Below are 16,496 nucleotides of genomic sequence, written 5' to 3'. Positions count from 1 at the left end.
TCACACAGGTCTATCTACGCTTCAGCCAATTGGCTCAGTTCTTACGAGCGCTAACAGCGTACGCATTTTCCCATTTTCTAACAGAACCCGAACACTGCTTGTTCATCCGCATAAGATGATGTAGAGATTGGCTCGCATGCACTAGTCTCTATCATCTTATTTATTTCAGGAGGTATGGAAGCATGAGCAGTATTTGGAAATACAGTACAACTGCAGACGGGTTGTATAGCAATGATACGACCAGTGTCGTTGGCTATCATGATGGAACGGTATACGCGTCATTTGATGGTGCTGTGTCGATGCGTGACAGGGGAACGGGCAAGTGGAGCACGATCTTTTCTTATAATGATGAATTATCGGGTACAAGTCAAAACAGCGATATTTACGTGAACGAGCAAAACGGCACTCTATATGCTTCTTGCAATACTATAAACCGGGCGAATGGCGGACTGTATATCCGTTTCCGCGACAATCCGAAAACGGTTATGATCACGTCGGAGAAGGACGGAATCGCCAGCAATCACGTTAACGCCATAGCGGTCAACTACAGCTACTCGACACAAGACCCGATCGGCGCTGTACGCCTGCTTCACATCGAATACCTTGCTTTTTCCAAATATCATACGGAACCAGGGTCATTGCAAGGGAAATGGACCTACCGACTCCCGGCTGAATGGGTGGGCAAAGGGATCAATGTTGTTTGGAATATGAAGATTTTTAACAACGTCATCTATGCTTGCTTTAATAACATGTTGTCTTACTCAAAGGATGACGGCGATCACTGGACGAACATGACATCCTTCAAGATCAATCCAACCCATGAGGGGGACATTCCGGAACTTGATCAACCTCTAAGTGTGGAGGATATATACGTCGATGAATTGGACCATATCTATATGGTGGCCGGGAGCGTGGGCGGAGGAAGAGGCACGAGCTATTCATATCTGATGCGATCGACCGACCAGTTGAAAACGTGGGATTTGTTGCTGATGAATGTAAATTCACCCTATCATTCCATCACTGGAAACGGCGACAATCTATATCTGCTGAGCAACCTTGCAGTTCGCGTGTGGAACAAAAAGACAGGCTCAGTGAAGGTTTTTAATGAGTCGAACTTCCAAAATATCCTTTGCAACAAAATGTTTGTCGATCCGAATCCTAACGGAAACTGGTATGTGCCGACGGAACTCTCCGGCGTGGCGTATGCCAGCCTGGCTGATGTTGCTGCATCTCCTGCGGTTTGGACATATGTCGGCACTGCAGCAGGCTTGAGCACGGATACAATTACCAGTCTGGCTGGTGTCGATGCCAGCAGTACCGGCTCAAAAACGGCCGTCTATGCTGGCGGTAATCAAGGACTTGCCGTTACAACTAACGGAGGCAGCTCCTGGAGCCGGATTATGCAGACGACAGCCGGGCTGACCTTGTACGACAAAGTATTCAATGGACTTGAATATATGAATGTTGCAGGATATCCCACAGTGGCGGCGGGGACGTCCCGCCATGGGGTGTTTCGCATCACGGATTATTACGGTTCGAGTCCGACGGTTGCCGCCATTCACTATACGACCAGCGATGGCCTGGCTAGCAACGACGTCCAATGTGTCTGTTTACAAAGCGATGGTACAATCATCGCCGGGCATTTGGGACAAGGGCTGTCGATTCAGCCTAAACTGACCGCACCAACCTGGCGGGTGGTGACCAAGAATGACGGATTGGCCGGCAATTATTTCTATTCTGTTAAAGCGAGTCGCAACGGAGGGCAGCGAGTCTACGCCGCTGGTTATGATAAGGGGGTTGTCCAAAAGGGTGCATTGTCGATATCGACCGATTCCGGTAAAACTTGGACGGCAATAAACAAATTTATGTCGGCGGATAGTTCGGAGTATCCGTATACTGAAATTTACGATGTGCTCGAAGACACGAGGTGGAACGCTGGCAAACAATATATTTATGTTTGTGGGTACGGAGGGGAGGGTTACCAGAGAATATATGTTATGAGGTCAGGAGATATGGGGAAAACATGGGAGCTAAGCCCGATTCCAGTAATTGAACTGCCGATAAACTGGCCGATTAACTATATACCCAAGATGTCCATGACACGGGACGGTACCCTTTATTTAGCACTTGGAGATGAGATTCAGTGGTTTCTATGGGATGATAATTATGTGTACTCAACCTCATGGGAAGATGGATTACTCGGCAACAACTCAGGCGCACTCTTCATTGACCGGGACGGACAGATTTACGCCGGAACCAACGGACGCGGCGTGGCGGTATCCAACGTCTCCTATCCGCTCGATTTTACCGGCTGAACTAGTGGAAGGTAAACAGCGAGACTGTTCACTCGGATGAACTTCTTACCGTCAAGTAGACAGCAATATAATAACCTACTTTTAAGATGTCGAGCTTCATTGTGCAAAACTAATTTACTTTCCGAGTACGTTATGATATATTTTAGGCGATAATTGAATAGTGCGAATTAACACTTGGGGAGCCGCGAAAGGCTGAGACGAATGAATGAATTCGGACCCATTGAACCTGCTCTGGATAATGCCAGCGAAGGGAAGTGGTAGAGCTTTTATAGGATGATCGTGTGTGCCTATGTTTAACGGCGTACTTGTCTTGCAGCCACTTTTCTTCGGAAAAGTGGCTTTTTGTTTTTTTTTGAAATGTGAAAGAGGAAGGGGCGAGCGGATGAAGCAACATCAATTGCAGCAGCTGCATGTCATTTCAACGGGAAGGCAGCCGTTGCATAGCTTTTGCAAAATAGCTGGGCAGATTGCTCCTTATGTGACTGCTTTTCATTTGCGGGAACGTTCAGTTACTGCTTTGGAGCTGCTGCGTGCTTGCGAGCAGCTCGTGAGCGAAGGCGTTTCGCCGCGCAGCATTATTATTAATGATCGCGCTGATGTGGCAGTCGCTGCAGGAGTTAAAGGCGTGCAGCTCGCCTGGCACAGCATGCCTGTCGATGCAGTGAAGCGCAGCTTTCCTCGGCTGATGATTGGAAAATCTGTTCATTCATGCGAGGAAGCGAGGCAAGCGGAGCAAGCAGGCAGCGACTACGTTATATTTGGCCATGTTTTCGCTACTGCTTCCAAGGCGACCGCCCCGCCACGCGGCATTGAGGCGCTGCGGCAGACAGCTTCCAGTGTACAAATTCCGGTCATCGCAATCGGGGGCATTTTACCGAAGCATGTTTCGGCAATCGCGCATGCAGGGGCAGCAGGCATCGCCGTAATGAGCGGAATATTGGAAGCGGGCGATAGTTTAGCAGCAGTTAAAGCATATGCTGCAGCAATGCAAAGTGCGAGCGAGCAAGCTGCAGAGCGTGATCCGAATGAGCAAGCTGCAGAGTGCGACGCGAATGAGCAAGATACAGTTTTTTAGAACGAGGCGTGCAGGAGCAGTTAGTTAGGGGCAGTTGCATAAGCGGCTGGATGTGGGCTGTAATCGAAAGCAAGTGTAACGGGGAGCGATGTTATTGATGAGGAAGCAGTACGATGTCATTGTAGTTGGAGGCGGTGTAATAGGGGCAGCGATTGCCTACTATTTAACGCGCAGGCAAAAGCGGGTGCTGCTGCTGGAACAAGGGCGATGTGGCTCTGGCTCATCGCAAGCTGCGGCAGGCATGCTCGGCGCTCAATCGGAAATGAACGATATCGGGCCGCTGTTCAAGCTGGCGCTACAAAGCAGAGCGATGTTTCCACATTTGGCTGAGGAGTTAAAGCAGCTTAGCGGAATCGATATTGAGCTCATGATGCAAGGCAAGCTGAAGGTGGCTGTTTCTGCCGAGCAAGCGCAGCAGTATTTGGCGACAGTTGACCAGCAACGGCAGGCTGGAGAGGCAGCGGAATGGCTGACGACGGCAGAAGCTCGCTATATTGAGCCGCTGCTTGGAGAGCGGATATATGGAGCGATGCATTTGCCTGGCGAGGGACAAGTGCAAGCGCCTGGCTTGAACCAAGCCTTTATCCAAGCCGCCATTAAGCTTGGAGCAGAGATAAGCGAATATGCGGCAGTTCATTCACTGCTTTTTCAGCAAGGGCGTGCTATTGGCGCAGCTACGGCAAATGGAGCGGTTTATGCGGATCAGGTTGTGCTTGCGGCTGGTGTCTGGAGCAAAGTACTGCTTGAGAAGGCGGGAGTAAGGCTTGATTTGCATCCGGTCAAGGGCGAGTGCTTTTCCGTAGCAAGCGATGCTGTAAAGCTTGGCATAACGATTTTTTCCGAAGGCTGCTACCTGGTGCCGAAATCAGGCGGAAGAATCGTTGTAGGCGCGACAATGCGCGAGCGCGAATATGATCAGGCTGTTACCGCTGCAGGCGTGCATGAACTGCTGGGTAAAGCGCTGCAGCTTGTTCCTTCACTCGCTCACATGCGCTTTGAAAAGGTGTGGGCAGGCTTGCGTCCGCAAACGCCGGATGGGCTGCCTGTTATGGGAGCGGTGCCAGGCTATGCCGGCTTATATGTTGCAGCGGGACATTATCGCAATGGGATTTTGCTAAGTCCAATAACGGGCGAAGCGATGGCGGAGCTGCTGGATAAGGAGAACGCTGGTTCTACGAGCAGGCTAGCGCCATCCGGTGTCGACTTGCAGCCATTTACGCTAGAACGATTCCAATTAGAAGTGAGGTGAAGCGATATGCTGAGCTTGCAAATTAATGGTGACCGCGTTGCCGTGCCAGCGGATGTGGCGACGATTGCTGATTTGCTGCAACATTTGCAGCTGCACGACAAGGTATTGGTTGTGGAGCATAATGAGCGCATTTTGGACAAGGCAGCACATGCAGAAGCGGCATTAACCGACGGAGATCGCATTGAAATTGTACATTTTGTAGGGGGAGGATAATGGATGTTGAAAATTGGACCGTATGCATTTAAATCGAGATTGCTGCTTGGAACAGGGAAGTTTTCAGATTTTGCGCTGCAAAAGCAGGCTGTAGAGGTATCGGAGGCTGAAATTTTAACGTTTGCAGTTCGCAGAATGAACATTTATGAGCCGAATCAGCCTAATTTTTTGGAGATGCTGGATGTGTCTAAGTATACGCTGCTGCCCAATACAGCTGGAGCTGCGACAGCAGAGGAAGCCGTCCGCATCGCGCGCTTGGCTAAAGCTTCAGGTCTGTGCGATATGATCAAGGTGGAAGTAATCGGCGATATGAAAACGCTGCTGCCTGATCCGGTGGAAACGCTGAAAGCGTCGGAAATGCTGCTGGAGGAAGGCTTTATCGTGCTGCCTTATACGTCGGATGATGTGCTGCTTGCCAAGCGTTTGCAGCAATTAGGCGTGCACGCGATTATGCCAGGCGCGTCGCCAATTGGCTCGGGGCAAGGGATTATTAATCCGCTCAATTTGAGCTTTATTATTGAAATGGCCGAGGTGCCCGTTATTGTTGATGCCGGGATTGGCACACCGTCTGATGCGGCAATTGCGATGGAAATGGGAGCTGATGCTGTGCTGCTGAATACAGCTGTTTCCGGGGCAAATGATCCGGTGAAAATGGCGCTGGCGATGAAGCTGGCAATTGAAGCTGGAAGATTGGGCCGCGAGGCTGGTCGAATTCCGAAAAAACGCTATGCATCAGCCAGCAGCCCGCTGGAAGGGTTGAGCAAATGAGCGAGCGCTATTCCAGACAGTGGTTATTTACGCCAATTGGACAAGCAGGACAAAATATACTAGCGCAAAAGCATGTACTCATTGTTGGGGCTGGAGCGCTGGGCGCCAGCAGCGCAGAGACGCTTGTGCGAGCTGGAATCGGCAAGCTGACCATTGTTGACCGCGATTATGTCGAATGGAGCAATTTGCAGCGCCAGCAGCTTTATACGGAGGAGGATGCCAAGCAGCGTTTGCCCAAAGCGATTGCGGCGCAAAACAGATTACGCAGCATCAATTCTGAAGTAGAAGTTTGCGCTCAAGTGATGGATGTTGGCGCTCGGGAAATAGCCGAGCTTGCAGCTGGCGTCGATCTGATCCTTGATGCGAGCGATAATTTTGAAATTCGCATGATAATCAACGATATCTCGCAGAAGCTGGGCATTCCGTGGATATACGGCTCGGCGGTAGGCAGCTATGGGATCGTTGCGGTCATTGTACCTGGCAAAACACCATGCTTGAACTGCATGCTGGAGCGCGTGCCGATTGGCGGCGAAACTTGCGATACAGCAGGCATTATCGCGCCGGCTGCACAAATGGTTACCGCGTATCAAACGGCTGAAGCGTTAAAAATATGTGTTGAGGACTGGCAAGCGGTGCGCGGCAAGCTGCTCGCCTTTAATTTATGGAGCAACGAATATTCCGAGATTCCGCTGCAATCTTTAAAGCGTGCGAACTGTCCTTCATGCGGCGAGAAGCGGACGTATCCGTATTTGCAGCGGCAAAATAATACGCTTACCGCTGTATTGTGCGGACGAGATACGGTGCAAATCCGGCCGCCCGTAGCAGTGCAGCTTGATTTGGCAATGCTGGCTGGCAGGCTTGCAGGGCTGGGAGGCAAAGTAGAGCGCAATCCTTATCTGGTCTCATTTACGATTGGCAAGCATCGTCTGGCCATTTTTCAGGATGGACGCGTGCTGGTGCATGGAACGAAAGACACCACAGAAGCGCGAAGCTTGTACCATCGCTATATGGGGTAGGGTTTGAATAGCCTTGATCTAAAGCTGCTTTTTGGTGTATCTGTAACCTAGTGACCCCTCTCAGCCCCTTGGTGAGAGGGGTTATATCTTGGACGTATTATCCCACGTAAAATGGTATGATTAGGTAGAGGGGTATAACACATTTGAGAAAAGCTATATCAAAGGTGAGGAGCGATCAAATGAGTAGCATGAATAAACAAGTGGCTTATGATGCATTAGTTAACCAGCGGAAAAATTGCACAATATGTGATCCTGCACAGTGTGAACTTATAAATCCGGGCCAAGCTCAGAACGGATTCGATACGGATGAGATCGGGCACTGGACAAATTGGCAAGGCAGTCTGGATGCAAAAATGATGGTTGTCGGCCAGGATTGGGGAGATTTCAATACGCTGGTTGAACAAAAAGGGGTATGTAATATAGACAATAGCTCGACCAATCGCGCATTGATTCAATTGTTAAATATTGCAGGTGTGAATATTAACGAAAGTACTGCTAAAAACAAAAACGCCGATCTATTTTTTACAAATGCTATCTTGTGTATGAAAACAAAAGGCGGACTAGCTGGTAAAGTGAAGGGATCGTGGTTCCGAAATTGCGTATCCTCATTTCTTAAGCCTCTGATTGAAGAGATTATTCAGCCCAAAGTGGTTGTTACACTAGGGGAAAAGGCTACTAAGTCATTATTACGCGAGTATGGTTATAAAGTTGTTAATTTTAGAGAATTGGTTGAAAGTAAGTCACCGATCATCGTCGGTAAAAATACAGCAGTATTTCCGGTGTTCCATTGCGGTAGTTTAGGACGAAGAAACAGACCTTTTGAGCAGCAAAAGTCCGACTGGTTGCGAATCAAGACATATATTGAACGAACTATATGAAATTATTAAAGGCAGGAGACGTCCAATGCTGGATTCTATGAAAACGTTGTTGAAGGAGCAATATTCAATAAACATTAGTGCTATTGCGCCTCAGCAGGGTGGATGGGCTGCGCTTGCCTATAAGGCAACAAGCGAGTCAAAGCATTACTTTGTAAAAGTTTATGAAAAGAGCAGAGCTTCCACAGCCAAGCTGACCGCACATATTGATCGTTATGTGCCGATTATTAGGTGGCTGGTGCAAAACAGCCAGCTAGAAGGCAAGATTTCAGTGCCGCTGTTGACGAACGATGGCTGCTATAAATACGAGGACGAGCATGGCATTTATATGCTGTACGATTATATCGAAGGTGAAACGATTGGTGATCGAGAATTGAACGGTAAGCAAGTCCGTCAGTTTATCGCGATCATTACGGAGCTGCATCGATTTGGAGCAGAGATTCCGTTTGCAAGCGGCTGGATGAAGGAGCAGTTTGACGTGCCGTATACGGACTTGCTGCAAAAAGCATTGAGTGGCGATATTGGCTATATGCCGGACGAGGTGCGGAGGCTGCTTGCAGCTTATGAGTTGCCGTTAAGCCGAACAATAAACAAGGTTAAAGAGCTGTCGCAACGATTGCAAGCAGGCGAGCTAAAAATGGCGTTATGCCATACCGATTTGCACTATTGGAATGTGATGCAGCAGGTAAAGTCCGAGCAGCTAATCTTGATCGATTGGGAAGGGTTGAAGCTCGCTCCGGTAGAAGCGGATATGATGTTTCTCGTAGACAAGCCTTACTTTAACGAATTTTTAAATGTGTACCGGCACACCCATGCAGATTATGAGATTCATTCAGAGGCGTTATTGTTTTACCAGAAAAGAAGATTGCTTGAGGATATTTGGGAGTTTCTTGAGCAGCTTCTGTATGAGGAACAGGGTGAGCATACTTTCAATTATTTAACAAAAGAGCTAAAAGCTTTGTAGATGAGGTTTAAAAATAGGGCTTTGATGACGATGTTACGCTTCGAAGTGGATTCGGCGGCGAATCTTGAACGCTAGCGAAAATTCCGGTGCTCACGTAGCTTTTGCCTACGCTGCGCTCCTCATTTTCTACTAGCGTCCAAGCTTCTTGGTCCTGAAAGCTCTATTTTTAAACTTCCATTGGAAGAGATGAGGTTTAAAAATAGGACTTTGATGACGATGTTACGCTTCGGAGCGGATTCGGCGTCGAATCTTGAACGTTAGCGAAAATTCCGGTGCTCACGTAGCTTTTGCCTACGCTGCGCTCCTCATTTTCTACTAGCGTCCAAGCTTCTTGGTCCTGAAAGCCCTATTTTTAAACTTCCATTGGAAGAGATGAGGTTTAAAAATAGGACATTGATGACGATGTTACGCTTCGGAGTGGATTCGGCGTCGAATATGGGAGACTCGTGATGGTTTTCAGTAGTGGGGGCGTTTTAATGAAGCTGGATAACGCTAATTGATCGAATTGGAGATTGTACAAATCTAACGAATATCAGCAACGTTATTGGCGGAAAAGTAGCGCATTTACAGTGGAAAACGCCTAATAAGCTGCTGTAGCTTCGTTAGATTTTTGCAGGACTTCGTTTGTCACGAATAGCGTTACCTAGTTTCGTTAGCGGCTAGCAGCTCAGTAGTTAGCTGCCAGCGTTAGCGGCTAGCAGCTCAGCTCAGTAATTAGCTGCCAGCATTAGCGGCTCTAGTGGCTCAGTAGTTAGCTGCCAGCAGCTCCCGCAGTTAGCGGCTAGCAGTTAGCCGCTAACTTGCTCCCCCTACGAATCGTTTTACAGCGATCGTTGATATTGGCGAAAGGCTGCAAAAACGAGCAGGCATGCTGCAGCAAATAGTATGAGCAGGTAGCTGCCGTGCTGCAATACGAGGCTCCAATCCGGCTGCGCGCCAAGCACCTCCCGGCCTGCTTCTACCGCCCAATTCAGCGGGTTGAAGCGGGCGATCAGCTCCACCCAGCGCGGTACTAATTGTAATGGCATAAACAAGCCTGACAAAAATAATAACGGCATTGTTGCAAAGCTGACGGCAGCAGTCAGGCTGGATTCCTTGCGGACGATCAGTCCCAGCGAGATGGACAAGGCTCCCATCGCCAGCCCTAGCAGCACGGCAATCAGAATCAACTGAACAATGCTTAGCAGTCCTCCGCTAAAGCTGGCGCCCAGCAAAGAAGCGACTCCAACCATAAGCGCGGCCTGAATGATCAAGGTTAGCGCATCCTGCAGCAAGGAGCCGAGCAGCATAGCGAGACGATTGATCGGCGAAATCAACATGCGGTCGAGCACGCCATCCTTATAGTCGCTCAGCACGCCCATGCCGCTGTATGCGCCAGACATCATCGTGCTCATCATGACAATTCCTGGCCCGAGATAATCGATGTAGGAGCTGGCTGCAAACCCAGGAATGCTGCCTATGCTGGAAAACACATGACCGAATAAAATCATCCAAAAAATTGGCTGCACGACCGTCATTACCAATATAAAAGGAGAGCGGAGCAAGCCTCTCAAATAACGCATGAACACCCATCCCGTATCCGTAAGCAGCTTCATGAATTCCCTTCCTTCCTCAATGTTTTTCCTGTATATAGCAGGTACGCATCGCCAAGATCTGGCCTTGCTACTGTAATTGAATCTACCGTAATGCTTTGTTCGTCCAATCGTCTCATAATGTCTGGCAGCTTCTCGGCTCCATGCTCTGTTACAACATGCAGCATATTGTCATTCTGTTGCTCGTGCTGTTGAACGTCATAAGCTGCAGCAAGCACTTGTGCGGCTGCTTGGGAATGTCGGCACTGGATCGTAATCGTGTCGCCGCCAACCTTGTTTTTCATCTCATCGGGTGTTCCAACAGCAACGATTTTGCCTTCATTCATAAATGCGATCTGGTTAGCCAGTTCGTCAGCTTCTTCCATATAATGAGTGGTTAGTAGAACGGTCATGCCAGCATCGCTTTGCAGCTGCTTAATCATTTGCCACAGCTCGGCACGAGATTCGGGGTCCAGGCCAGTGGTCGGTTCATCGAGAAAAAGCAGCCTTGGGCGATGAATAATTCCCATCGCAAGGTCGAGCTTTCTTCTCATTCCACCAGAGTAATGTCTGCTCAATCGATCAGCAGCCTCCTGCAAATGGAAGTGTGCAAGCAGCTCGTTTACCCGCTCCTGGAGCTCCTTTCCGCGCAAGCCATAAATTCTGCCCTGAAGCATCAAATTTTCCCTTCCTGTTGCCGTTGGATCGACACCGGAGTTTTGAGCAACACAACCAATTGTTATCTTGTTGATTTTGCGAGAACCAAAATAGTAGATTTCTCCTTGATCGGCTGCTGCCAAGGTGGTCAGAATGCGAAATGTTGTTGATTTACCGGAGCCGTTAGGCCCCAGCAGGGCGTAAATGCTTCCTTCTTCAATCGTTAGCGACAAGTCTTGAATCGCTGTGACCTTTTTACCATACGTTTTTCTAACATTGTTCAATTGAATCGCGATACTCATGCGTTGGCTTCACCTGCTTTCTTTTCCTTCACCTTGATCGCTTCTGTAATAAAATCAACGACGTCCCTGGTCATCGGGTAAAACATAACTCCGTCACTTTCCTCCGTAATCGCGTTCCAGGCGCTGCTTAAAAACTCATCATCTTGACCAAACATTTCATATACACCTTCCATCCAGCGTGCAGCAAGCTGTTGGGCGATAGGAGAGTCAGGCGATTCGTGGAGGTTTTCCCGGATTTCATAAATGAGTGCGACCCATTGGTCCATTTTGTGCTGATCCATATTAACGGACAGCATTTTATCCTGCTGCTCCCGACTCATATAGCGATCCAGCACTTTAATTGCTTCGCGTTCACCCTGCTGAAACATATGCATGACACCGAAAATAAGCGGCCAATTGACCTGCTTCTCAATCTGAATGGAGTACAGAATTCCTTGTAGTGAGCGATGCAAATCATCGAGCCGTTTCTTCTCTTCCTCGACCATTAACAACTGCTCTGTGAGCGCCGCCTCCCAGGAAGGAGGAGACTCGCGCAAAATTAGCTGAATTTTTTCCAAGGAAAAACCTAAATACTTTAACGCCAAAATTTGCTCTAAACGCATCACCTCTTGGTCTCCATACAAACGGTGGCCACCTTCTGTAGCGGCTGCTGGCTTTAATAGGCCAATCTCATCATAGTAGTCGAGTGTTCTTACCGTAACGCCTGTTTTCTTGGAAAGCTGACCAATTGTATACATCTCTGGCCTCCTTCAACTTCATGCTTGAGTTCATTATAAAACAGCACGTAACGTGCCGTTCAACCCCTTTTTTTGTTGATCTTTTATGGAATTAATGGTATAAACGTATTGAATATGTTAATCCGTTTAAATTTGAGCAAGGAGTGTCTGATATGTGTCCGACCTTATCGCGGGAAAATTACTTTTTGACTGTTATCAATGAAATAAGTCAGCATCACGTGCAAAAAGGAAGCATAGAGTATGAACTGCAAGCTTTGCTGCTGCTTGTCGCTGAATCGGTGCGAGACAAGAAGGGACTCAATGAGGCGACGATCGCAAAAATCAACGAGCTGTTCGAGCAGTATCAAGCGGTGCGCTTAAAAGTAAGCATTGTACCAAAGCTGGCAAATTTATTCGGCAGCGATGACAGCCAAGGGAGCTCTAGTGAGCAAATTTTGCTGCATACAGAGTTTGTGGACAGTCCAGACTTGCTGAAGCGCAAATATATGGAGGCAATCATTAGCCTGCTTGAGGCATTGGAGAGAAATGCGCAGCTTGATTTGCAGACATGCATCCATTGCGGACATTGGTTTATCCCGTATCAGCGAGCCAAAGTAGCGCGGTTTTGCAGCTCTAATTGCCGCAATCGCTATCACTATGCGCAAAGGAAGAAGGATAAGCAGAAGCAGCAAGCTTATTTGTAAACCGCGCAAGACGTTAAGAATGGAGTGATAACGTTGATCACATTGAAATCATCGAGAGAAATCCAGCAAATGCATGAAGCGGGAAAGCTGTTGGCCGCTTGCCATAAGGAAATTGCCAACCTCATTCGGCCTGGCACAACAACATTGGAAATCGATCGCTTTGTAGAAGCGTATTTGCTTAAGCATGGAGCATATCCTGAGCAGAAAGGCTACAAGGGCTATCAATTTGCAACCTGCGCTTCTGTTAATGATGAAATTTGCCATGGCTATCCTCGCAAGGAGCCGCTACGCAATGGGGATATTGTGACGATAGATTTCGTAGTTAATTTAAATGGCTATCTGGCGGATTCGGCCTGGTCCTATGCAGTAGGGAGCATTGCAGACAGGACGCAGAAATTGCTGGAGGTGACGCATAGCAGCCTCTACATAGGGATTGAGCAAGCGTGCATTGGCAATCGAATCGGAGACATTGGACATGCGATTCAATCCTATGCGGAAGCGCAAGGCTTCTCCGTAGTAAGAGAGTTCACCGGCCATGGCATCGGGCCTAAAATTCATGAAGAGCCGAATATCCCGCACTTTGGTGTGCCCGGAAAAGGATTACGGCTTAAAGAAGGAATGGTGATTACGATTGAGCCGATGCTTAACGAGGGGGCATGGCAGAGCAAAATGGATGCCAATGGCTGGACCGCAAGAACGATCGACGGCAAAAATTCAGCCCAGTATGAGCATACGATCGCAATAACGAAGAATGGACCGCTTATTTTGACCCAGCAATAATTGTAAGATCCTAGTAGACAGGAGAGGATACAGATGTCGGAAGCTTGCCGGTTATGCGGCGCCGTACCTTTAGAGGGGAGAAGCTGCGAAGAGATTTATCATCAGTTTTTAGCGTTGGAATTTGTTGATCCTGGCTATGGACGCGTTCATTTTGTAACGGTAGCCTGCTATATGATTCAGCATGAAGGCTATAGCGATGAGATGTATTTATGGATTGAATCTGCGCTGCGCAATTATGTCGAGCGAGGCTATACAGTGCAAATGATTCTCGCGGATGCGGCTCGAGGTCCTGGACGAAGCAAAGGCGTGCGCAGGCCAGCAGATGCGCGCCCGCTTCCTAAAGTAGCCTGGTCGATGACGATCGCTGATGTGGCAGCTCACATGCATGATGCGGAAAGCTACTGCCAGCTTATCGAGCAGTGGGGGCAAAAGACGTTGAGCGAAATGGGGCCGCTGCTGCTGAATAAGCAATAGTTTCTGCAAGCGAGCAAGGACAGCAGATATATAGAACGATAAGGAGCGAATAAACAAGGATGATCACTTTAAAATCACCAAGGGAAATCGAAGAGATGAAGACAGCTGGCCAAATCGTAGCGGACTGCTACCGCGCGGTATCCAAACTGATTGAGCCCGGTATCACCACCCGAGAAATTAATGATTTTGTTGCCAAACATATTACCAAGCTGGGCGGCAAGCAGTTTACGAAAGGGTATAACGGATTTCCTGCTGAAACTTGCACTTCGGTCAACGACGTGGTGGCCCATGGTATTCCTTCTAACCTGAAGCTTAAAGACGGCGATCTGCTGAAGCTCGACATTGTTGTGGAATATGGCGGATGGTTCGGTGATTCGTGCTGGTGCTATGCAGTAGGCAATATTACGCCGGAAGCGCAAAAACTAATGAGAGTGGCAAAGGAATGCCTCGATTTGGGGATCGCTAAGGCACTTCCCGGAGGGCGGCTCGGCGACATCACGTCGGCGATTCAACAGCATGCGGAGGCAAACGGATTTTCGGTTGTACGCGATTTGCTGGCGCACGGGATTGGACGGAGCTTGCACGAGGAGCCGAGCTATGAGCATGTTGGCGTAGCGGGCAAAGGCATTCGCTTGAAGGAAGGCATGGTCTTTACAATAGAGCCGATGATTAACGAGGGTACGTTCCGTATTACGATCGATGATGATGAGTGGACCGCGAGAACGGCTGACGGCAAGCTGTCGGCGCAATTTGAGCATACGATTGCGATTACGGCGGATGGTCCGCTCATTTTAACAGCCCAGTAGAAATGGGTGCAAATCGGCAAAGTGAGGTTGTTCAGAAAGTCGAGCGCGATGCCAGACTTTCTGAACAACCTTTATTTATAGGCAGCTATCGCTTTATACGGAGGGAGCCGCTGCGCAGTCCGAATGAAGCAATAAGGGCGATCAGCGTAGCCAAGCTGGCTGCGAGAAGCGCATCAGAATAGCCGACTGCAAGCAATTGGTAAAGCGGATTGAAAGCTGCATCCGCATCCTTGCGTGCGTGCAGCAATGCTCCAATGAGGCCAGCGCCTGTTCCCGCACCGAGATATAGTGTCCCCTGAAATAGCCCCATTCCAGCTCCAAGCTGCTCCTGTTGAAGCGATCCAACTGCCGCATTGTTGGCTGGTGAATGAATGAGCGCAAAGGCGATTCCTGCTCCTAAAACGCCAATTGACACTAAGATTGGAGCAGCACCTGCTGCAAAAGTCGACAGGTACAAGGTCGACAAAGCCATTACTACCAGCCCTGCAACGATTAGCGGCTTATTGCCAATTTGATCAGACAAACGACCGACCCATGGAGAAAGCAGCGCAACGGCTGCACCACCCGGCAGCAAAGTTAGCCCCGCTTGAGCTGGAGAAAGTCCATTCACCTCTACCATAAGCATCGGTACAAAGACCAGCACTGCAAAATAGGCAAACATTGAGAAGAAGGCGATTGTAATGGAACTGATATAGCTGCCGTTTTTGAACAGGGACGGCGGTATGAATGGCATGCTTGCTGTGCGTAAGCGCCAAATCAAGCCGACCAGCGCCAGTCCAGCTGCGAGCAGACTTGCTGCAGCAGATAGCGAGTGGAAGCCGCTCACCTCTCCTTGCGTAACGCCAAACAGCAGAAGTCCAACTGCAAGGCCAAGCAATCCTCCGCCCGCCAAGTCAAATTGCCGGGTTTCGCCAGCTTCCATTGTCGGTTCAATTGCCGGCAAGGCAAAAGCAGCACCAGCCACAATAAGCAGCGACAAAACAAAGGTGATCCAGAAAAGAGCCGGCCATCCCCAAATTTGCCCAACTATGCCTCCAAATATCGGGCCAAAGGCGGTACCGATCCCAATGCAGCCTGCAACAATACCTAATACAGAGCCTCTGTTGCCTTCGGAAAACAGCTTGGAGATCGCGACGACAGACAGGACGGGAATTGCGGCCATCCCAGCTCCTTGAATCATTCGTCCTAAAACTAGTAGCGGCAAACTGGCAGACAACGCACAAATTAAACTGCCTAGTGTTAAGATGGAAGCTGCCAGCATAAACAGTTTGCGCAGCTCGAAGAAATCTGACATGCGTCCATAAAGCGGAACGCCAATAGCGAGGACCAGCGCAACTCCACTCACAACCCAGCTTACTTGCGCCTTTGTGGCAGATAAGCTTTCGCCGATTAAGCCGAGAACAGGATTAACCATATCGACGGTAATCGCCGCCAATAGGGATGATAACGACAGCACTAGCAGGAGCATGAATCGCTTGGCTGCTCCTTGGATTGGTTGAGCGGTATTTTTGTTCGTATTCATTTCGTTAGCCTCCTAGAATAAATCATTTATTTTAGGAGGCTTGATCCACTGCTTTCTTCATTAATGCAGTCACCCTTTCCATAAGGTAATGTTGAGTTGCGTATGCAATAGAAAGCACAAAAAAGACGCCGTATGCAACCAGCGTCTGAAACAAACCTTTTGAAAACAGCAAGCTTGAAGCAGCTTGAAGTTGCTAGGTTGTAGAAAGGCAAACGACTCCGGTTGTGTTATCTAAATAATGGATGCTGAAAAAGGACAGACGTATCCCGTAAACCGAAAAATCGCCTGAAATCTTTACTTTTTTTGCTAATATACCATTTAGAAACATAGTAGCCGTTTGCCTCCTTTCCGTTTAAGCTATTTTTTTATATTATCTTGCTACTTGGTATTTTGCAAGCCATTGAAGAGGTTATGTTAAAATATAGCGTACTATACATTTTCTTATGCGGTTGGCAAGTGAAAGGCCTTCGAACAGGAGAAGCCTTCGCT

16 protein-coding genes and 1 riboswitch are annotated in these 16,496 nt (G+C 48.6%); of the genes, 12 read left to right on the top strand and 4 right to left on the bottom strand.

Features of this window, described 5'->3' with window-relative positions:
* Positions 1-182: 182 nt before the first annotated feature.
* From KJS52_RS25105 to KJS52_RS25070, 8 genes are all read left to right on the top strand, one after another.
* On the top strand, positions 183-2,315 hold the full coding sequence (locus KJS52_RS25105) for a ligand-binding sensor domain-containing protein (RefSeq protein WP_213520055.1): 2,133 nt from the start codon (positions 183-185) through the stop codon (positions 2,313-2,315).
* A 165-nt stretch (positions 2,316-2,480) separates the two neighbouring features.
* Positions 2,481-2,585, top strand: a riboswitch (TPP riboswitch).
* Between the two features lie 112 nt (positions 2,586-2,697).
* The gene (locus tag KJS52_RS25100; protein WP_213520053.1) at positions 2,698-3,390 is read left to right on the top strand and encodes a thiamine phosphate synthase; all 693 of its coding nucleotides are present in this window, start codon (positions 2,698-2,700) and stop codon (positions 3,388-3,390) included.
* 97 nt (positions 3,391-3,487) lie between these two features.
* Positions 3,488-4,639: a glycine oxidase ThiO gene (thiO, locus tag KJS52_RS25095; protein ID WP_213520050.1), complete on the top strand. Its 1,152-nt coding sequence runs from the start codon at positions 3,488-3,490 to the stop codon at positions 4,637-4,639.
* A gap of 6 nt (positions 4,640-4,645) precedes the next feature.
* Positions 4,646-4,852: a sulfur carrier protein ThiS gene (gene thiS / locus KJS52_RS25090; protein WP_306433601.1), complete on the top strand. Its 207-nt coding sequence runs from the start codon at positions 4,646-4,648 to the stop codon at positions 4,850-4,852.
* Between the two features lie 3 nt (positions 4,853-4,855).
* A complete protein-coding gene (locus tag KJS52_RS25085; protein WP_213520049.1) occupies positions 4,856-5,620 on the top strand; it encodes a thiazole synthase in 765 nt (254 codons plus the stop codon).
* Positions 5,617-6,636: a MoeB/ThiF family adenylyltransferase gene (locus tag KJS52_RS25080; protein WP_213520047.1), complete on the top strand. Its 1,020-nt coding sequence runs from the start codon at positions 5,617-5,619 to the stop codon at positions 6,634-6,636. The genes KJS52_RS25085 and KJS52_RS25080 overlap by 4 nt, the downstream gene beginning before the upstream one ends.
* Before the next feature lie 179 nt (positions 6,637-6,815).
* Entirely contained in the window at positions 6,816-7,514 is a 699-nt protein-coding gene (locus KJS52_RS25075; RefSeq protein WP_213520045.1) for a uracil-DNA glycosylase family protein, read from the top strand.
* A gap of 25 nt (positions 7,515-7,539) precedes the next feature.
* Positions 7,540-8,475 (top strand): aminoglycoside phosphotransferase family protein, encoded by a 936-nt coding sequence (locus KJS52_RS25070; RefSeq protein ID WP_306433600.1) that lies wholly within the window; start codon positions 7,540-7,542, stop codon positions 8,473-8,475.
* A gap of 821 nt (positions 8,476-9,296) precedes the next feature.
* On the opposite strand, the gene KJS52_RS25065 is transcribed toward KJS52_RS25070, so the two are convergent.
* From KJS52_RS25065 to KJS52_RS25055, 3 genes are read right to left on the bottom strand one after another with little or no spacing between them, the layout of a single operon-like run.
* Positions 9,297-10,070, bottom strand: a complete 774-nt coding sequence (locus tag KJS52_RS25065) for an ABC transporter permease (RefSeq protein ID WP_213520043.1) — start codon at positions 10,068-10,070, stop codon at positions 9,297-9,299.
* On the bottom strand, positions 10,067-11,005 hold the full coding sequence (locus tag KJS52_RS25060) for an ABC transporter ATP-binding protein (RefSeq protein WP_213520041.1): 939 nt from the start codon (positions 11,003-11,005) through the stop codon (positions 10,067-10,069). Before KJS52_RS25060 ends, KJS52_RS25065 begins: the two co-directional genes overlap by 4 nt.
* Complete coding sequence (locus tag KJS52_RS25055; protein WP_213520039.1) at positions 11,002-11,742, bottom strand: MerR family transcriptional regulator; 741 nt, start codon at positions 11,740-11,742, stop codon at positions 11,002-11,004. The genes KJS52_RS25060 and KJS52_RS25055 overlap by 4 nt, the downstream gene beginning before the upstream one ends.
* Before the next feature lie 152 nt (positions 11,743-11,894).
* Between KJS52_RS25055 and KJS52_RS25050 the strand changes: the two genes are divergently transcribed.
* From KJS52_RS25050 to map (KJS52_RS25035), 4 genes are read left to right on the top strand one after another with little or no spacing between them, the layout of a single operon-like run.
* Positions 11,895-12,425, top strand: a complete 531-nt coding sequence (locus tag KJS52_RS25050; protein WP_213520037.1) for a hypothetical protein — start codon at positions 11,895-11,897, stop codon at positions 12,423-12,425.
* A gap of 33 nt (positions 12,426-12,458) precedes the next feature.
* Entirely contained in the window at positions 12,459-13,205 is a 747-nt protein-coding gene (gene map, locus KJS52_RS25045; protein ID WP_213520035.1) for a type I methionyl aminopeptidase, read from the top strand.
* Positions 13,206-13,238: 33 nt separating this feature from the next.
* On the top strand, positions 13,239-13,679 hold the full coding sequence (locus KJS52_RS25040) for a DUF5946 family protein (protein ID WP_213520033.1): 441 nt from the start codon (positions 13,239-13,241) through the stop codon (positions 13,677-13,679).
* 59 nt (positions 13,680-13,738) lie between these two features.
* Positions 13,739-14,485, top strand: coding sequence for a type I methionyl aminopeptidase (gene map, locus KJS52_RS25035; RefSeq protein ID WP_213520031.1), 747 nt, complete (start codon positions 13,739-13,741; stop codon positions 14,483-14,485).
* Positions 14,486-14,570: 85 nt separating this feature from the next.
* On the opposite strand, the gene KJS52_RS25030 is transcribed toward map (KJS52_RS25035), so the two are convergent.
* A complete protein-coding gene (locus KJS52_RS25030; RefSeq protein ID WP_213520029.1) occupies positions 14,571-16,007 on the bottom strand; it encodes an MFS transporter in 1,437 nt (478 codons plus the stop codon).
* Positions 16,008-16,496: the final 489 nt, after the last annotated feature.

Source organism: Paenibacillus montaniterrae, from assembly GCF_018403185.1.
GTDB lineage: Bacteria > Bacillota > Bacilli > Paenibacillales > Paenibacillaceae > Pristimantibacillus > Pristimantibacillus montaniterrae.
This window is presented reverse-complemented; position numbering and strand designations above follow the sequence as displayed.